The following is an 18,355-nucleotide window of genomic DNA, read 5'->3' as shown; positions in this document are numbered from 1 at the left end:
GCGCTCCGTTTACTGATGCGTCACAACGATGAGACGCAGTGCGTCCAGACGCCAGCTTGCCTGATCCAGGCTCTCCAGCACCTGCTGACGATTGCTTTCAATCGCCGCCAGTTCATCATCACGAATGTTCGGGTTAACCGCTTTTAACGCTTCCAGTCGAGAAAGCTCTGCTGAGAGCTTCTCGTCGGCTTCGCTGCGTGCCGCATCAATCAATTCACGAGCAGCTTTTTCAACCTGGGTTTCACCCAGTTGCAGAATGGCGTGCACGTCCTGCTGAACGGCGTTGACCAGCTTGCTGCCGGTGTGACGGTTAACCGCGCTCAGCTGACGGTTGAAGCTCTCGAACTCGACCTGCGCGGCCAGGTTAGTACCGTTTTTATCCAGCAGCAGACGCACCGGCGTCGGCGGCAGGAAGCGGGTGAGCTGCAGTTGTTTTGGCGCCTGCGCTTCCACAACGTAGATCAGTTCGACCAGCAGGGTGCCCACTGGCAGCGCCTTGTTTTTCAACAGGGAGATGGTGCTGCTGCCGGTATCGCCGGAGAGGATCAGATCCAGACCGTTGCGGATCAGCGGGTGCTCCCAGGTAATGAACTGGGCGTCTTCGCGAGACAGCGCCACATCACGTTCGAAGGTGATCGTGCAGCCATCTTCCGGCAGGCCCGGGAAATCCGGAACCAGCATATGATCCGACGGCGTGAGGACGATCATGTTCTCGCCGCGATCGTCCTGGTTGATCCCGACGATGTCGAACAGGTTCATGGAGAAGCTGATTAAACTGGTGTCGTCATCCTGCTCTTCGATGCTTTCCGCCAGCGCCTGCGCTTTTTCGCCGCCGTTGGAGTGGATCTCCAGCAGACGGTCGCGGCCCTGCTCCAGCTGCGCTTTCAGCGCATCGTGCTTCTCACGGCAGGACTTGATCAGCTCATCAAACCCTTCCGCGTTTTCCGGCGCGGCCAGGTAGCCGATCAGATCGCCATGCACCTGATCGTAAATCGTGCGGCCCGTCGGGCAGGTATGTTCAAACGCATCCAGACCTTCGTGGAACCAGCGTACCAGCACGGACTGCGCGGTTTTTTCCAGGTAAGGAACGTGGATCTGAATATCATGTGCCTGACCGATACGATCCAGACGCCCGATACGCTGCTCCAGCAGATCCGGGTTAAACGGCAGATCGAACATCACCAGGTTGCTGGCGAACTGGAAGTTACGGCCTTCAGAGCCGATCTCCGAGCACAGCAGCACCTGCGCACCGCTGTCCTCTTCCCCGAACCACGCTGCCGCACGGTCGCGCTCGACGATGGACATGCCTTCGTGGAACACGGCAGCGCGAATACCTTCACGCTCGCGGAGGACTTGCTCCAGCTGCAGCGCGGTGGCCGCTTTGGCGCAGATCACCAGCACCTTCTGGGAGCGGTGGGCGGTCAGATAGCCCATCAGCCACTCCACGCGCGGGTCAAAGTTCCACCAGGTGCCGGTATCACCTTCAAATTCCTGGTAGATTTGTTCCGGATAAAGCATGTCGCGGGCGCGCTCTTCCTGGGTTTTGCGCGCACCCATAATGCCGGAGACTTTAATTGCCGTCTGATACTGCGTCGGCAGCGGCAGTTTAATCGTATGCAGTTCGCGTTTCGGGAAACCTTTGACGCCGTTACGGGTGTTGCGGAACAGCACGCGGCTGGTGCCGTGGCGATCCATCAGCATGTCGATCAACTCTTTGCGCGCGGATTCCGCGTTGTCGCTGTCGCTGTTGGCAGCCTGCAGAAGCGGCTCGATATCCTGCTCGCCAATCAGATCGCTCAGGGTGTTCAGCTCATCGTTAGAGAGACGATTGCCCGCCAGCAGCAGGGCGACGGCATCGGCAACCGGGCGGTAGTTCTTCTGCTCTTCGACAAACTGCTCGAAATCGTGAAAACGGTTTGGATCGAGCAGGCGCAGACGGGCGAAGTGACTCTCAAGACCCAGCTGCTCCGGCGTTGCGGTCAGCAGCAGAACGCCAGGCACGCGCTCAGCAAGCTGCTCGATAGCCATATATTCGCGGCTCGGCGCATCTTCGCTCCAGACCAGGTGGTGCGCTTCGTCGACCACCATAATGTCCCACTCGGCGTCGCAGAGGTGCTCCAGGCGCTGCTTGCTGCGGCGCACGAAGTCCAGCGAACAGATGACCAGCTGTTCGGTTTCAAACGGGTTGTCGGCGTCGTGCTGCGCTTCAGCATAACGTTCGTCGTCGAACAGGGAGAAGCGCAGGTTGAAGCGGCGCAGCATCTCAACCAGCCACTGGTGCTGCAGGGTTTCCGGTACCACGATCAGCACGCGCTCGGCAGCGCCAGAAAGCAGCTGTTGATGCAGGATCATGCCCGCTTCGATGGTTTTACCCAGGCCCACTTCATCGGCCAGCAGCACGCGAGGCGCGTGGCGACGGCCCACGTCATGGGCGATGTTCAGCTGGTGAGGGATCAGGCTGGTGCGCTGGCCGCGCAGGCCGCTCCACGGCATGCGGTACTGTTCGCTCTGGAACTTACGCGCGCGATAGCGCAGAGAGAAGCGATCCATACGGTCAATTTGCCCGGCAAACAGGCGGTCCTGCGGCTTACTGAACACCAGTTTGCTGTCGAGCAGTACTTCACGCAGGATGACATTGGCCTCATCCGTATCAAGACGAGTACCAATGTAGGCGAGCAGTCCATTCTCTTCTTTTACGTCTTCAATCTTGAGCTGCCAGCCGTCATGGCTGGTCACGGTGTCGCCCGGATTGAACATCACGCGGGTAACAGGGGAGTCATTGCGAGCGTACAGACGGTTTTCACCGGTGGCAGGGAAGAGGAGGGTAACCATGCGCGCATCGACGGCAACGACGGTTCCCAATCCAAGTTCGCTTTCTGTATCGCTGATCCAGCGTTGACCAAGTGTAAAAGGCATAGTTGTTCGGCTCTAATCTTTAATTGCAGGCAATAGTTCAACCACCGTCAAAAAGACGGTCATCGAAAAATGGGTCCGGGAATGGAAAGGGCGCTATGGTACTGGATGGCAGCCATTTCGTCACGCGTCAAAATAGGCCAAGTTGCCCTGTCACTAGTGTAGCAAAATCATCATTGATGAAGGGCAAAATTCCCTCCGCGACCGGCTGAAGCTGGCGCGTCAGATAATGATCGTAATCGAGCGGCGATTGCTGGTAATCAACCGGTTCCGGGCCGCTGGTGGTCCAGACATATTTGATTGTGCCACGGTTTTGATACTGCGGCGCGCGGCCCCGCCGCACGTTCTCTTCATCCGCCAGTCGCGCGGCGCGCACATGGGGCGGCACATTACGCTGGTACTCCGCCAGCGGGCGGCGCAGGCGCTTGCGATACACCAGCTGTGCGTCAAGTTCGCCCGCCATCAGGCTGGCAATGGTTTCGCGGATGTAGTCCTGATACGGCTCATTGCGGAAGACCCGCAGGTAGAGGGTTTGCTGGAACTGCTGCGCCAGCGGCGTCCAGTCGGTGCGCACCGTCTCCAGCCCTTTAAAGACCATCCGCTGCGCGTCGCCCTCCTGAATCAGCCCGGCGTAGCGCTTCTTGCTGCCCTGATCGGTGCCGCGAATGGTGGGCATTAAAAAGCGGGCAAAATGGGTTTCAAACTCCAGCTCCAGCGCGCTGGTTAACCGCTCTTTTTGCAAATGCTTGCCCCACCAGTCGTTCACAAAGGCGACCAGCGCTTTGCCGATTTGCGCTGCGTCGTCTTCTGAATGCGTGCCCTTAAGCCACACAAAGGTGGAGTCCGTGTCGCCGTAGATGACGTCATAGCCACGGGACTCAATCAGCGCTTTGGTCTGGCGCATAATCTCGTGTCCGCGCATTGTGATGGAGGAGGCCAGTCGCGGGTCGAAGAAGCGGCAGGCGCTGGTACCCAGCACGCCGTAAAAGGCGTTCATGATGATTTTCAGCGCCTGAGAAAGGGGCTTATTGCCGTGGCGCTTGGCCTCATCGCGGCCGTGCCAGATGTTGCCCACGATTTCAGGCAGACAGTGTTTTTCCCGCGAGAAGCGTGCGCCGAGGAAGCCTTCGGTGCTGCGTTCATCGTCCGGCTGCGCCATGCCCTCAACCAGCCCGACGGGATCGATCAGGAAGGTGCGGATAATCGACGGGTAGAGGCTTTTGTAATCCAGCACCAGCACCGAGTCATACAATCCTGGCCGGGAGTCCATCACGTACCCGCCGGGACTGGCCTGCGGCGGCACGTCCCCGAGGTTGGGGGCAACGTACCCTGCCCGGTGCATTCGCGGAAAATAGAGGTGGCTAAAGGCCGCCACGGAGCCGCCGTGTCTGTCCGCCGCGAGTCCGTTCACCGTCGCGCGCTCCAGCAGGAACGGCATGATCTCGGTTTTATGGAATATCTGCGTGACCAGCTCGCAGTCTTTCAGGTTATAGGTGGCGAGCGCAGGTTTATCTTCGTTAAAACGGCGGTCGATCTCGTCCATTCGGTCCCAGGGGTTGTCGATGGATTTGCCTTCGCCAAGCAGCTCCTGCGCGACCGCTTCAAGGGAGAATGAAGAGAAGTTCCAGAAGGCGGACTTAAGCGCCTCGATGCCGTCAATAATCAGGCGACCGTTAGCCTGTGCAAAGAAAACACCGTTCTTAAAACCGTGCTCGCGCCATTCCAGCTCGCTGTTTCCGCGCCCCAGCATCAGCGGGATGCGGTAGCGCTCGGCGTGTTTTTGCAGCACGCGCAGGTCGAACTGCACCACGTTCCAGCCGATCAGAACATCGGGATCATAGTCGGCAAACCACTGGTTAAGCTTCTCCAGCAGCTGCGGGCGGCTGTTGACGTACTCAAGCCGGAAATCCAGCGCGGACGCATCGCCATTCGGAGGCCCGAGCATATAGACAACCCGATCGCCGCAGCCTTCCAGGCCAATGCAGTAAAGCTCGCCGTGACGGGTGGTTTCGATATCCAGGGAGACCCACTTCAGCGGCGGGCGATAATGTGGGTTAGGTTTCAGGCGAGCATTCACGACGCTGCCGTTTTGTTCGATGCCATCAACCCAGACGGGGGCGGTAATAAACCGCTCCATCAGAAAGCGTTCCGGTGGGCGGATATCCGCTTCGTAAAGCGTCACGCCCGCTTCGCGGAGCACTTTTTCATAGCGCATAAGCTGGCGGTGGGCGCGGCAGTAAAGGCCGTAAACCGGCTGGCGGTGGAAATCCTTCAACTCAAGCGGAGTGATGCGCCAGCCGTTTTCACCGCGCAGCAGCTGCTTTACCTTCTCGACGTGGGCTTCAGGAATAAAGGCCACGGATTCCTGCGGCGGCAGCGTAACGTGCAGCGGACCGTTGTCCGTCGCCAGCCAGAACGCGACCTCGGTGCCCTGAGGGGTATCCCGCCAGTGTCGGGTCAGTAAAAAGCCTTCTTGCGCCTGCGCCACGCCGTTATCCCAGAAAACAAAACCAGGCCTGATTATAGCCTGGTTGAGGTGGGTCTGCTGGGGTTTTATACAGTATCTGTTTTGCCGGATGACGCTGCGCTTATCCGGCCTACAGGCTACTGCCCGTAATACGCTTTCGCGCCGTGCTTGCGCAGATAATGCTTGTCCAGAAGGGTTTGCTGCATATCCGGGAGCTGCGGTGCCAGCTGGCGACAGAAGATCCCCATATAGGCGACCTCTTCGAGCACGATGGCGTTATGCACCGCGTCTTCCGCGTTTTTACCCCAGGCAAACGGGCCGTGGGAGTGCACCAGCACGCCGGGCATTTGCGCCGCGTCGATCCCCTGTTTTTCGAAGGTTTCAACAATCACGTTCCCCGTTTCCCACTCGTACTCACCGTTAATCTCCGCATCGGTCATCAGACGCGTGCAGGGAATGGTGCCGTAGAAGTAGTCCGCGTGGGTGGTGCCGGTCGCCGGGATGGACTGGCCCGCCTGCGCCCAGATGGTCGCATGGCGCGAATGGGTATGCACAATGCCGCCGATGGTCGGGAATGCCTGATACAGCAGGCGGTGGGTGGGCGTGTCGGAGGAGGGCTTTTTGCTGCCTTCCACTACTTCACCCGTTTCGATGCTGACCACCACCATGTCTTCTGCGGTCATTACCGCGTAATCCACGCCGGAAGGCTTGATCACGAACACGCCTTTTTCCCGGTCAACGGCGCTAACGTTGCCCCAGGTCAGGGTCACCAGGTTATGTTTCGGCAGCGCCAGGTTAGCTTCGAGCACCTGACGTTTGAGATCGTCTAACATTATTGTCTCCTGCCGGATGGCGCTTCGCTTATCCGGCCTACGGTTCCGTAGGCCCGGTAAACGCAGTGCCACCGGGCATTCAGGGCTTAGCGTTTTGAACCGTAATAGACTTCGTTCCAGCGCAGCGCGTCCTTGAAGGCGGGCAGGCGGGTATCGTTATCAATGACGGTCAGTTCTATATCGTGCAGTTCCGCGAACTGACGCATATCGTTCAGATCCAGCGCGTGGCTGAACACCGTATGGTGCGCGCCGCCGGCCAGGATCCAGGCCTCTGAGGCGGTTGGCAGGTCAGGCTGTGCTTTCCACAGGGCGTTGGCGACCGGCAGTTTCGGCAGAGAATGTGGGGTTTCAACCGCATCGACGCAGTTCACCAGCAGGCGGAAACGATCGCCGAGGTCGATCAGGCTGGCGTTGATGGCCGGGCCGGTGCGGGTGTTGAAGATCAGACGCGCCGGATCGGCTTTACCACCGATGCCGAGATACTGTACGTCGAGGATCGGTTTCTCTTCGACGGCGATTGTCGGACACACTTCCAGCATGTGCGAGCCGAGCACCAGGTCGTTGCCGTTTTCGAAGTGGTAGGTGTAGTCCTCCATAAAGGAGGTGCCGCCCTGCAGACCGGTCGACATCACCTTCATGATGCGAAGCAGAGCGGCAGTTTTCCAGTCGCCTTCGCCCGCAAAGCCGTAGCCCTGCTGCATCAGACGTTGTACCGCCAGACCCGGCAGCTGTTTCAGACCGTGGAGGTCTTCAAAGGTGGTGGTAAAAGCGTGGAAGCCGCCCTGTTCCAGGAAGCGCTTCATGCCCAGCTCGATGCGCGCCGCGTCCAGCACGTTCTGGCGCTTGTCGCCGTTGATTTGTGCCGCAGGCGTCAGGCGGTAGCTGCTTTCGTACTCGTCCACCAGCGCGCTTACGTCGCCATCGCTGATTTCATTCACCACCTGCACCAGGTCGCCCACGGCCCAGGTATTCACGGAGAAGCCGAACTTGATCTGCGCGGCGACTTTATCGCCGTCGGTGACCGCAACTTCACGCATGTTGTCACCAAAACGCACCACTTTCAGGTGGCGGGTGTCCTGCTTTGAGACCGCCTGACGCATCCAGGAGCCGATACGTTGTTGCGCCTTGCCATCCTGCCAGTGGCCGGTGACCACCGCGTGCTGCTGACGCATACGCGCGCCGATGAAGCCAAACTCGCGGCCGCCGTGCGCGGTCTGGTTCAGGTTCATAAAGTCCATGTCGATGCTGTCCCACGGCAGGGAGGCGTTGAACTGGGTATGGAACTGCAGCAGCGGTTTGTTGAGGATAGACAGACCGTTGATCCACATTTTTGCTGGCGAGAAGGTGTGCAGCCACACCACCAGACCGGCGCATTTATCGTCGTAGTTGGCGTCGCGGCAGATGTGAGTGATTTCGTCCGGCGTGGTACCCAGCGGTTTCAGCACCAGTTTGCACGGCAGTTTAGCTTCCGCGTTCAGCGCGTTAACCACGTGCTCCGCGTGTTTCGTCACCTGCTGCAGCGCTTCCGGTCCGTACAGATGCTGGCTGCCAATCACAAACCACACTTCAAAGTTATTAAAAATGGTCATCATCGTGTCCTTAATGGGTCAGGGTTGCCGTAGTGTCCGCGGTGCTTTTAGCCGGGGCGGCGACAGGGAGATAGTGAAGTTCGGCGCTTTTTGCCCATTGCTGGTAGCGCTGATAAAGCTGTTCGAAGCGTTGCGCCTGCTGGGCACGCGGCTGAAGGGTGTTTTCGACGGCACTCGCCATATGCTGCTGCGCGGTCGGGATGTCGGCATGGACGCCTGCGGCCACGGCGGCAAAAATCGCCGCGCCCAGGGCACAGCACTGATCGGAGGCTACAATCTGCAGCGGACGGTTCAGCACGTCGCAGCAGGCCTGCATGATCACCGGGTTTTTACGGGCGATGCCGCCCAGCGCCATCACGTTGTTCACGTCGATGCCCTGCTCGGTGAAGCACTCCATAATGGCGCGGGCGCCGAAGGCCGTTGCGGCAATCAGGCCGCCGAACAGCGCAGGCGCGTCGGTTGCCAGGTTGAGATCCGCGATCACCCCTTTCAGACGCTGGTTGGCGAACGGCGTGCGACGACCGTTAAACCAGTCCAGCACCACCGGGAGGTGATCGAGCGAGGGATTTTTCGCCCAGGCTTCGGTGAGCTGCGGCAGAAGCTGCTTTTTGCTGTCGGCTATCTGGGTTTTCAGTTCAGGATGCGCCGCCGCGAGCTGGTCCAGCGGCCAGCCCAGCACGCGGCCAAACCAGGCGTAGATATCGCCAAACGCGGACTGACCGGCTTCGAGGCCGATAAAGTCCGGCACCACGCTGCCGTCCACCTGGCCGCAGATGCCCTTCACCGCGCGGTCACCGACGGTGGCTTTATCCGCCGTCAGAATGTCGCAAGTAGACGTGCCGATAACTTTCACCAGCGTATTAGGCTGTGCACCTGCGCCCACGGCGCCCATATGGCAGTCAAAGGCGCCGCCGGAGATCGCCACGTTCTGCGGCAGGCCGAGGCGTTTCGCCCACTCTTCGCAGAGCGTGCCGACCGGAATATCGGCGGTAAAGGTGTCGGTAAACAGCGGATATGTCAGGCTCTTGTTGATAATCGGGTCGAGCTCATTGAAGAACGCGGCTGGAGGCAGGCCGCCCCAGCTTTCATGCCATAACGATTTATGCCCGGCGCTGCAGCGGCCGCGGCGGATATCCTGCGGACGCGTGGTGCCGGAGAGCAGGGCAGGCACCCAGTCGCACAGCTCAATCCACGATGCGGCTGCCTGCGCAACGGAGGCGTCGGCGCGGGTAACGTGGAGGATCTTGGCCCAGAACCATTCACTGGAATAAATCCCGCCGATGTAGCGCGAGTAGTCGGTTTTGCCCGGCTGATGGCACAGACGCGTGATGGCTTCAGCCTCCTCCACGGCGGTGTGGTCTTTCCACAGCACGAACATGGCGTTCGGGTTGTCGGCGAACTCCGGGCGCAGCGCCAGCACGCGGCCTTCGGCATCCACCGGGGCAGGCGTTGAGCCGGTGCTATCGACGCCAATCCCGACAATCTCCGCCCGCTGGGCGTCCGTCAGTTCAGCCAGGACGGTTTTGATCGCCGCTTCCATCGACTCGATATAGTCACGCGGGTGGTGGCGGAACTGGTTGTTTGGCGCATCGCAGTAGCGCCCCTCTTGCCAGCGCGGGTACCACTCAACGCTGGTTGCTATCTCCTGGCCGGACGTACAGTCCACTGCCAGCGCGCGAACCGAATCGCTGCCAAAATCGAGGCCAATCGCAATTGCCATGGTGTTGCTCCATCAAAAAACAGGTATGGAAGAACATTAGAGACTGGGGGCGAAAATCGTCAGGCAGGATCCGCTAATCTTATGGACTAAATTGCTGTTACGATTGAAAGTGTGACGCCGTGCAAATAATCAATGTGGACATTTCTGCCGCGCTTATAGACACTTTTGTTACTGCTTATCTGCTCATACTGGCGGAGAAATCAGAGAGAAAGGCTGAAACATGGCGGACGTAAAAGAGACATAATGCTTTTTGGATCTTTTTGCGGGCCATTTTTATACTGCTTTTAACGATATGGACAATTGGTTTCCTTCAGGACCGTTGGGAGTATTGAAATTATGGCTGAACCGCAAAATGATCCCCTGCTGCCGGGCTACTCGTTTAATGCTCACCTGGTGGCAGGGTTGACGCCCATTGAGGCTGAGGGCTATCTCGATTTCTATGTCGACCGACCGCTCGGAATGAAAGGGTATATTTGAACCTCACCGTGCGCGGTGAAGGGGTCATTAAAAACGGCGATCAGCAGTTTATCTGCCGCCCCGGCGATATGCTGCTGTTCCCGCCTGGGGAGATCCACCACTACGGCCGCCACCCGGATGCCAAAGAGTGGTATCACCAGTGGGTCTACTTCCGTCCGCGCGCCTACTGGCAGGAGTGGCTTTCGTGGCCCGCCATTTTTGCGCATACCGGCTTTTATCGCCCGGATGAGGCGCATCTGTCGCAGTTTCGCGAGCTGTTTGCCCAGATTATTGAGGCGGGACAGGCGGGCGGACGCTACGCCGAACTGCTGGCGATTAACCTGCTGGAACAGGTGCTGCTGCGCCGGATGGAAGCGATCAATGAATCGCTTAACCCGCCGCTGGATAACCGCGTCCGCGACGCCTGCCAGTACATCAGCGATCATCTGGCCGACAGCCAGTTTGATATTGCCAGCGTCGCCCAGCACGTTTGCCTGTCGCCTTCGCGCCTGTCGCATCTGTTCCGCCAGCAGCTTGGCGTGAGCGTGCTGAGCTGGCGCGAAGATCAGCGCATCAGCCAGGCGAAGCTGCTGCTCAGCACCACCCGAATGCCTATTGCCACCGTGGGGCGCAACGTGGGCTTCGAAGATCAGCTCTATTTCTCTCGCGTATTTAAAAAATGCACCGGGGCCAGCCCGAGCGAATTCCGTGCGGGATGTGAATAAACGGTAAACATTCAGGTGAACTTCAGGAGCATCTTGTAAACTATTCAGACAATTGATGCCTTGACGCGGTGCGGGGCGCTAAGCAGAATCGCTGATTCGTTTTCTGACCGGAATAGTTATGCAGGCATTGCTGGAACACTTTATTACCCAGTCTGTTATGTACTCGCTCATCGCCGTGGCGCTGGTGGCGTTTCTGGAATCGCTGGCGCTGGTTGGGCTGATCCTGCCCGGCACCGTGATGATGGCGGGGCTTGGCGCACTTATCGGCAGCGGTGAGGTTAATTTCTGGCAGGCGTGGATGGCCGGTATCGTCGGCTGTTTGCTGGGCGACTGGATCTCCTTCTGGCTGGGCTGGCGCTTTAAAAAGCCGCTGCACCGCTGGTCATTTATGAAAAAGAACAAGGCGCTGCTGGATAAAACCGAGCACGCGCTGCATCAGCACAGCATGTTCACCATCCTCGTCGGCCGCTTTGTCGGGCCAACGCGTCCGCTGGTGCCGATGGTGGCGGGAATGCTTGATCTGCCCGTTGCGAAATTTGTGGTGCCGAACATTATCGGCTGCGTCTTCTGGCCGCCGTTTTACTTCCTGCCCGGCATCCTGGCCGGAGCGGCAATTGATATTCCTGACGGAATGCAAAGCGGCGAGTTTAAGTGGCTGCTGCTGGGCACGGCGGTACTGCTGTGGCTGGCTGCGTGGCTCTGCTGGCGGCTATGGCGCAGCGCGAAAACCAGTGTCGATCGCGTGACACGCTATCTTCCGCGCTCTCGTCTTTTGTGGCTGGCTCCGCTGACGCTGGGTGTGGCCGTGGTGGCGCTGGTCGCGCTGATTCGCCACCCGCTGATGCCAGTGTACGGCGAGATTTTATTAAAAGTGGTGAGCCGTTAAGGTGTTTTCCCTCTCCCACGGGGAGAGGGCATCAGACCGCAGGAATGCCCAACAGCGAAGACGCCCCCGCTTTACCACTCAGCAGTTCTTCTGTTTTTCCATCCCACAAAATACGTCCTTCGGCAATCACCACCGATCGCGGCGCGATGCGCGCGGCATCCTCAATACTGTGCGACACCATCAGCATCGTCAGCTTCTGGCGCTGACAGACGTCCTGCACCAGGGCGAGCATCTCCTGACGCAGCGCAGGATCGAGCGCCGAGAACGGCTCATCCAGCAGCAGGACCGGCTGCTCGCGCACCAGACAGCGCGCCAGCGCCACGCGCTGACGCTGGCCGCCGGAAAGTTGGCCCGGCAGCCTGTCGATGAACTCAGCGATCCCCATCTGTGCGGCAATGATCTCCAGCTTTTGGCGCTGGGCGTCGTTCAGCTTGAGTCCCGGATGCATCCCCAGCGCGATGTTCTGTCGCACCGTCAGATGGTTAAAGAGGTTGTTTTCCTGAAACAGCATCGAGACCGGACGCTTTGCCGGCGGAGTTCGGGTATGGTCCCGGTTTTCAATCACTATCGATCCGCTCGCCGGTTGCAGAAAACCGGCAATCAAATTAAGCAGCGTACTTTTCCCCGCGCCGCTTGGGCCAAGTACGGCGATCCTCTCCCCCTGACGCACGGAGAGCGTGAAGCGCATCGGCAGATGCTGATAAAGCCAGGTTACATCAGTCAGTTCTAACATCGCGCCCCGGAAGTTTTTCGATAACGGTGAATAACGCAAAGCACAGCAGCAGCAGTAAGAGTGCCGTGACGGCCCCATCCTGGCTGCGGTAGGAGCCAATTTGCTGGTAAAGCCAGAACGGCAGGGTGCGGAAGTCTTCATTACCGAAGAGCGCCACCACGCCAAAATCCCCAATCGACAGCACGCAGGCAAAGGCCAGCGCCTGGGCGAGCGGACGTTTCAGGGCGCGGAGTTCCACCACTTTCAGCCGCTGCCAGCCCTGCATGCCCAGCGACTGACACAGCAAACCGTAGCGGCTGTTCACGTCGCGCATCGGGTTTTCCAGCACTTTGAGCGCGTAAGGAATAGCCATCAGTGCGTTGGTGAAAATCACAATGCCGTCGGCGCTTTCCGGCAGGCCGATGGTGCTGTTGAACAGCAGGAAGAAGCCCGTCGCGAGCACGATGCCCGGCATCGCCAGAATCAACATACCCGTCAGCTCCAGCATTTGCCCGGCCTTACGGGCCTGACGCGCGTAGAGTTCGCGGCTGCTCCACAGCAGCATCATGGTCAGCATGACGCACAGCAGCCCGGCAGCCAGCGCTATGCGTACCGAGGTCCAGGTTGCCTGCCAGAGCACGGGCTGTTGCAACACGGACACAAGATTGAGGTTCAGTCCGTCAACGATAACGGCCAGAAGCGGCGGCAGCAGTAGCAGGAGCGCCAACGCAATCAGGATAAAATCGATGATGCGGCTGTGCAGGCTATCCTGCGGATCGCGCCAGCCTGCTATCTGATTACTGCCGGGAGGAAGGGCTTTACTCAGCCGCTGGCTGAGCAGCACCAGCGCGAGGCAGCAAATCATCTGCACCATCGCCAGCAGCGCGGCGCGGCCCGGATCGTAGTCGTAACTCAGCGCCTGGTAGATCGCCAGCTCGATGGTGGTGGCCTGCGGCCCGCCGCCGAGTGACAGCACGGTGGCAAAGCTGGCGAAGCAGAGCATGAAGATTAATGCCGCCACGGGTGGGATCTGGCGGCGCAGCCACGGCCATTCCACGAAGCGGAAGAAAGACACGCCGCGCATGCCGAGCTGGGCGGCAATCTGACGCTGCTCACCGGGGATATTCTCCAGCGCCTGTAAAAAGAGGCGCGTCGCCATCGGCATATTGAAAAAGACGTGCGCGAGCAGAATACCCTTCAGCCCGTAGGGGGTGAAGGTCCACTCTAGCCCTGACAACGCAAAGAGCGAGGCCAGCCAGCCCTGGCGGCCGTACACGCTCAGGATGCCAAATACGGCGACCAGCACCGGCAGGATCAGCGTCATGGCGCACAGGCGCAGCAGCGCCTGCCTGCCGGGAAAACGCCGCCGATACAGTGCTCGCGCAAGAAAAATGGCCGGGATCACCGAGAGCAGGGCAGAAAGAAACGCCTGCCAGAAGGAGAACCGGATCACGTGCCAGAGGTAGCTGTCGTGCCAGAGGGCGAGCAGGTCACTCTCCGGCGCGTTAAACCACAGTGCAAGGAATGCACCCAGGCTGACCGCCACCATCAGCAGGGCGGCGAGCAGACCGGGGATTAACCAGCCGGGAATCAACGGCTGACGGCGCGTTGCCATTCACTTACCCATGCGGCACGCTGCGCGGCGACCTGCTGCGGCGTAAACTCCAGCGAGGTTGTTGGTTTGGTCAACCGATCGAAACCTGCTGGCAGCGCAACGTTAGTGACCGGATACATCCAGTTGCCCGCGGGAATGGCGTTCTGGAACGCCGGTGAAACCATAAATTTCAGGAACTTTTCGGCCAGTTCCGGCTGTTTGCTCGCAGCGGTACGCGCTGCCACTTCCACCTGCAGGTAGTGACCTTCAGCAAAATTCGCCGCAGCGTAGTTGTCTTTCTTCTCGGCGATGATGTGGTAGGCCGGAGAGGTGGTGTAGCTCAGCACCAGATCGCTTTCGCCTTTCAGGAACAGGCCATAAGCTTCGCTCCAGCCCTTGGTCACGGTGACGGTTTTGGCGGCCAGTTTTTGCCACGCTTCCGGCGCTTTATCGCCATAGACCTTTTGCATCCACAGCAGCAGGCCCAGCCCCGGCGTACTGGTACGCGGATCTTCATAAATCACGCGCCAATTCTGCTCGCTCTCGACCAGCTCTTTCAGGCTTTTCGGCGGGTTTTTCAGCTTATTTTTGTCGTAAACAAAAGCAAAGTAGCCGTAATCGAACGGCACGAAGGTGTCGTTTTTCCAGCCGCCCGGCACGTTAACGGCATCTGCCGCGACGCCGCTTTTGGCAAAAAGTTTGGTTTGCGAGGCGGCTTCCAGCAGGTTGTTATCCAGCCCGAGCACTACGTCAGCCTTGCTGTTTTTCCCTTCCATACGCAGGCGGTTGAGCAGCGACACGCCATCTTCCAGCGCGACGAACTTCAGCTCGCAGTTGCAGTCGGCTTCAAAGGCTTTTTTGACTACCGGGCCAGGGCCCCAGTCGGCAGAGAAGGAGTCATAGGTGTAGACCGTCAGAACGGGCTTGGCAAAAGCAGGCAGCGCAAACAGCGCCAGCAGGGGGAGAACTTTTTTTAACACTTTGCACCTCAAAGTTGAGTGGCAAAGGATTTTGAGCGACAGCCTCAAATCCCTTCGCCGGCGTTATCCGGATCAGGTTCGACGGGTATTATCTCAGCGCACATCAGTGATGCAGCACCCCGTTGAGAACGGCGCTATTGTAATGATTTGGTGAATATTACGAAAGCGTTATGGCTCCGGCGGTGCAAACCAGGCGGATTTAAAATCAAACCAGCCCAGGGTATTCATCCGCAGGCCGCGCATGCTGCGCTGTCCCTGGATCATCAGCCAGTGGTGGATCAGCGGCACGATCGCCTGTTCGGCAAGTAACGCCTGGCACCACGTGGCTAAATTCATCTCGCCCGCGCGCCACAAGGCAGCGTCCTGCTGCCAGTTTCGATCGATGCAGTGCTGGATCAGCGGGACTTCATACAGGTGCGAGAAGAGCGAGAAATCGAGCGGCAGGGTGAAGTTGGCGCTGTTCAGCCAGATATCACTGGTGATATCTCCCTGGTGCCATTCGTCATAGTCAACTTCTTTGACCTCCAGCGTTACCCCTTCGGCCGCCAGCAGTCGGGCCATGATTCTTGCGATAAAACGATGCTCCACATGCTCGCGGTAGTAGGTCAGGGTGATGGACTCCAGCCCTGCAGGCTTTTCGCTACGCGCTGGACGAGCGTGGTGCCAGCGTGGAAGCAGGCCGTAGGCCGGGAACCAGTACGTCTGGTACTGCTCTTCCACATGGTAAATCAGGTTGGAAGGGGACAAAACGTGGCTGACCCACTGGCGGGCGGCCTGATTTGCCCCACGGTAGGTGCGGCGGTCAAACAGGAGATAATAGCAGCCCTCCTCCAGGCGGCTCTCCACGGCCTTTTCTCCGGTGGTGGGGCCTTCAAGCGTCAGCCCGCAGCTCAGGTCTTCATTGAGATCCGGTAATACCCATACGTTCACTTCGTCGATCAGCGCCCGATAGCCAAAATAGTCATCAAAGGCGCGGATCTTCAACTGGTTGCTGTTGTTTCGGGAGACGGCATAAGGGCCGGTACCAATTGGCTGGCTGGCGAAATTATTCAGCGATTCCCACTCGCCGGGCAAAATCATCGATGGCACATATCCCAGCAGCCAGGGGAGCCACTTATCCTGCTGCGACAGTTCAATATCCAGCGTCCACGCCGTAGGGGAGTGGACGCGCGAAATATGTGAGTAGAGGGGGAGCTTGCGGGCGCGCTCCAGAGAAGAGATGACGTCGCTCATTTCCAGCTCGCGGCCATGATGAAAATGGATGCCGGGGCGTAAAAAGAAGCGCCAGTGGAGTGAAGAGAGTTGCTGCCAGTGGTGCGCGATATCGGCTTCCAGTTCCCCGTTTTCCTCATTTATCCGCGTCAGCCCGCTGAAGATTTGCCGGGCCATATGGGTTTCAGATCGCCGTAACGCCGTGCCGGGCAACAGATTTTTCATTGGACGGTAGTAAAGCACCCGCAGAATATGGCGGCCCTGACGAAAGCTGCGCCCCAGATGGGAAACCAACATCTGGCGCACGGCGGCTTTATCGCCCACCAACTGTACCAGCTGATCGATGCGGTCCTGCTCCAGCAGGTCTTCCGCCCGCTGCTGCTGCAGCGCCAGGCCGGTGTAGAGGAACGTCAGGCGCGAGCGCTTGCCGCGTCCCGCTTCGGCTTCCCAGTTTAGCCAGCCCTGCTGCTGCATGGTGTTGAGCAGCGTGCGCATGTGTCGGCGCGAACAGTTGAGCAGGTCAGCCAGCTCGTTCAGCGTGGTCTCCTGCGATTGCCCCTCGCAGCACTGCCAGAGGCGGATAAATTGTTGTTGCAGACGACCAGAAGGCATAAAAGGGGAACTCCTGACAAAAAACCAGCAATTTATTAATCCCTATATTAGGACAATAATTCTTCCCGATGAAGTGAGGAGGTAAATTATGAAGAGGTCTACCGCACGTCAGTTTTATCAGCAGTACTTTTCAGCGACAAAAGGATTGTCCTGGCTGGCCCGCCAGTGTGCAGAGCAACGGCTGAAAACGTTAGAAGAATTGATGCAGTGGGACGTTACGAAACCGACCTCTTCTCGCTAACTCGCCTCGATCATGTGTGACTGAGTATTGGTGCTAATCACCCGCCAGCAAAATGTTTTTGCTGGCTTTTTTCGTTTACTATTTCACCCAATTTCGATTCGCTTTCACAAGGACTTGCGCATGCTGTGGTTGATGACGATGGGGCGACGCCTGAATGGCGTGTATGCCGCTTTTATGCTGGTCGCCTTTATGATGGGCGTGGCGGGGGCGCTTCAGGCACCGACGCTGAGCCTGTTTCTCAGCCGCGAGGTGGGGGCGCAGCCGTTTTGGGTGGGGCTGTTTTATACCGTCAACGCCATTGCCGGGATTCTGGTCAGCCTGTGGCTGGCAAAACGATCCGACAGTCAGGGTGACAGGCGCAAGCTGATCCTCTTTTGCTGTGTGATGGCCGTAGGCAACGCGCTGCTGTTTGCCTTTAACCGTCATTATTTGACCCTCATTACCTGCGGCGTGCTGCTGGCGTCACTGGCGAACACTGCCATGCCGCAGCTGTTCGCGCTGGCTCGCGAATATGCCGATAGCTCGGCGCGGGAAGTGGTGATGTTTAGCTCCGTGATGCGCGCGCAGCTCTCGCTGGCGTGGGTCATTGGACCGCCGCTGGCCTTCATGCTGGCATTGAACTACGGCTTCACCACCATGTTCTCCATTGCCGCTGGGATTTTTGTCATCAGTTTGGCATTGATTGCCTTCGCGCTGCCGTCTGTGGCGCGTGTCGAACAGACGACGGATACACCTGTCACCCAGGAGAGCGGCTGGCAGGCCAAAACGTCCGCATGCTGTTTATTGCCTCCACGCTGATGTGGACCTGCAACACCATGTATATCATTGATATGCCGCTGTGGATCAGCAGCGATCTGGGTTTACCGGACAAGCTCGCGGGGATCCTCATGGGGACCGCCGCCGGGCTGGAGATTCCGGCAATGATTCTGGCGGGATACTACGTTAAGCGCTTCGGAAAGCGTCGGATGATGATTGTCGCCGTGGCGGCCGGGGTGCTGTTCTACGCGGGGATGATTCTTTTCCATTCACGTGAAGCGTTGCTGGCGCTGCAGCTGTTTAACGCCGTGTTTATTGGGATTGTTGCCGGGATCGGCATGCTCTGGTTCCAGGATTTAATGCCGGGCCGCGCCGGGTCGGCGACCACGCTTTTTACCAACAGTATTTCGACCGGAGTGATCCTGGCGGGGGTGATTCAGGGGGCGCTGGCGCAAAGTTACGGGCATGGCTCAGTTTACTGGATGATTGCCGCGATTTCGGTGGTTACGCTTGGGCTGACCTGCCGGGTTAAGGATGTCTGATTCTGGAAGGCGGCTTCACGAAATGAAACGACTTTCTGACAGGTACCTGGAAGGAGAATAGAGTGCGTGGCGGGTGCTTGAGGCTGTTTGCCTCAGGCTTTCGCAAGAGGCAAACAG

General features: G+C 58.7%; 11 protein-coding genes, 2 pseudogenes and 1 riboswitch. Of the genes and pseudogenes, 4 read left to right on the top strand and 9 right to left on the bottom strand.

The window, feature by feature from the left end; translation table 11 throughout:
- Positions 1-9: 9 nt before the first annotated feature.
- The 5 genes from rapA to araB form a co-directional block, all read right to left on the bottom strand.
- Positions 10-2,916: an RNA polymerase-associated protein RapA gene (gene rapA / locus EXW94_RS22585; RefSeq protein ID WP_108417110.1), complete on the bottom strand. Its 2,907-nt coding sequence runs from the start codon at positions 2,914-2,916 to the stop codon at positions 10-12.
- Positions 2,917-3,043: 127 nt separating this feature from the next.
- Positions 3,044-5,401 carry a DNA polymerase II gene (polB, locus tag EXW94_RS22580; RefSeq protein WP_174341063.1) on the bottom strand — a complete coding sequence of 786 codons (2,358 nt, stop codon included), beginning with the start codon at positions 5,399-5,401 and terminating at the stop codon, positions 3,044-3,046.
- 116 nt (positions 5,402-5,517) lie between these two features.
- Entirely contained in the window at positions 5,518-6,213 is a 696-nt protein-coding gene (gene araD / locus EXW94_RS22575) for an L-ribulose-5-phosphate 4-epimerase (RefSeq protein ID WP_100165490.1), read from the bottom strand.
- 86 nt (positions 6,214-6,299) lie between these two features.
- Positions 6,300-7,802 (bottom strand): L-arabinose isomerase, encoded by a 1,503-nt coding sequence (araA, locus tag EXW94_RS22570; RefSeq protein WP_174341246.1) that lies wholly within the window; start codon positions 7,800-7,802, stop codon positions 6,300-6,302.
- 10 nt (positions 7,803-7,812) lie between these two features.
- Complete coding sequence (gene araB / locus EXW94_RS22565; protein ID WP_174341062.1) at positions 7,813-9,522, bottom strand: ribulokinase; 1,710 nt, start codon at positions 9,520-9,522, stop codon at positions 7,813-7,815.
- 336 nt (positions 9,523-9,858) lie between these two features.
- Here araB and araC point away from each other — a divergent pair.
- Positions 9,859-10,703, top strand: a pseudogene (araC, locus tag EXW94_RS22560) (arabinose operon transcriptional regulator AraC).
- A 118-nt stretch (positions 10,704-10,821) separates the two neighbouring features.
- Positions 10,822-11,589 carry a DedA family protein gene (locus EXW94_RS22555; RefSeq protein WP_174341061.1) on the top strand — a complete coding sequence of 256 codons (768 nt, stop codon included), beginning with the start codon at positions 10,822-10,824 and terminating at the stop codon, positions 11,587-11,589.
- Positions 11,590-11,620: 31 nt separating this feature from the next.
- Here EXW94_RS22555 and thiQ read toward each other — a convergent pair whose 3' ends face one another.
- The 4 genes from thiQ to sgrR all read right to left on the bottom strand — a co-directional run bounded on the left by thiQ (position 11,621) and on the right by sgrR (position 16,699).
- The gene (gene thiQ / locus EXW94_RS22550; protein WP_174341060.1) at positions 11,621-12,322 is read right to left on the bottom strand and encodes a thiamine ABC transporter ATP-binding protein ThiQ; all 702 of its coding nucleotides are present in this window, start codon (positions 12,320-12,322) and stop codon (positions 11,621-11,623) included.
- Positions 12,306-13,916, bottom strand: coding sequence for a thiamine/thiamine pyrophosphate ABC transporter permease ThiP (gene thiP / locus EXW94_RS22545; RefSeq protein WP_174341059.1), 1,611 nt, complete (start codon positions 13,914-13,916; stop codon positions 12,306-12,308). The genes thiQ and thiP overlap by 17 nt, the downstream gene beginning before the upstream one ends.
- Positions 13,892-14,875, bottom strand: a complete 984-nt coding sequence (gene thiB, locus EXW94_RS22540) for a thiamine ABC transporter substrate binding subunit (RefSeq protein ID WP_174341058.1) — start codon at positions 14,873-14,875, stop codon at positions 13,892-13,894. The genes thiP and thiB overlap by 25 nt, the downstream gene beginning before the upstream one ends.
- Before the next feature lie 31 nt (positions 14,876-14,906).
- Positions 14,907-15,007, bottom strand: a riboswitch (TPP riboswitch).
- A gap of 36 nt (positions 15,008-15,043) precedes the next feature.
- Positions 15,044-16,699 carry an HTH-type transcriptional regulator SgrR gene (gene sgrR / locus EXW94_RS22535; protein WP_174341057.1) on the bottom strand — a complete coding sequence of 552 codons (1,656 nt, stop codon included), beginning with the start codon at positions 16,697-16,699 and terminating at the stop codon, positions 15,044-15,046.
- A gap of 88 nt (positions 16,700-16,787) precedes the next feature.
- On the opposite strand from sgrR, the gene sgrT reads away from it, so the two are divergent.
- Together sgrT and EXW94_RS22525 are read left to right on the top strand one after the other, a co-directional pair.
- Positions 16,788-16,940: a glucose uptake inhibitor SgrT gene (gene sgrT / locus EXW94_RS22530; protein ID WP_010427011.1), complete on the top strand. Its 153-nt coding sequence runs from the start codon at positions 16,788-16,790 to the stop codon at positions 16,938-16,940.
- A 120-nt stretch (positions 16,941-17,060) separates the two neighbouring features.
- Positions 17,061-18,238 (top strand): annotated as a pseudogene (locus EXW94_RS22525) (sugar efflux transporter).
- The last annotated feature ends 117 nt before the right edge of the window (positions 18,239-18,355 follow it).

The organism is Enterobacter sp. JMULE2, assembly GCF_013337145.1.
Taxonomy (GTDB): domain Bacteria; phylum Pseudomonadota; class Gammaproteobacteria; order Enterobacterales; family Enterobacteriaceae; genus Enterobacter; species Enterobacter mori.
The sequence above is the reverse complement of the archived record's forward strand: the minus strand, read 5'-3'. Positions and strand labels throughout refer to the sequence as shown.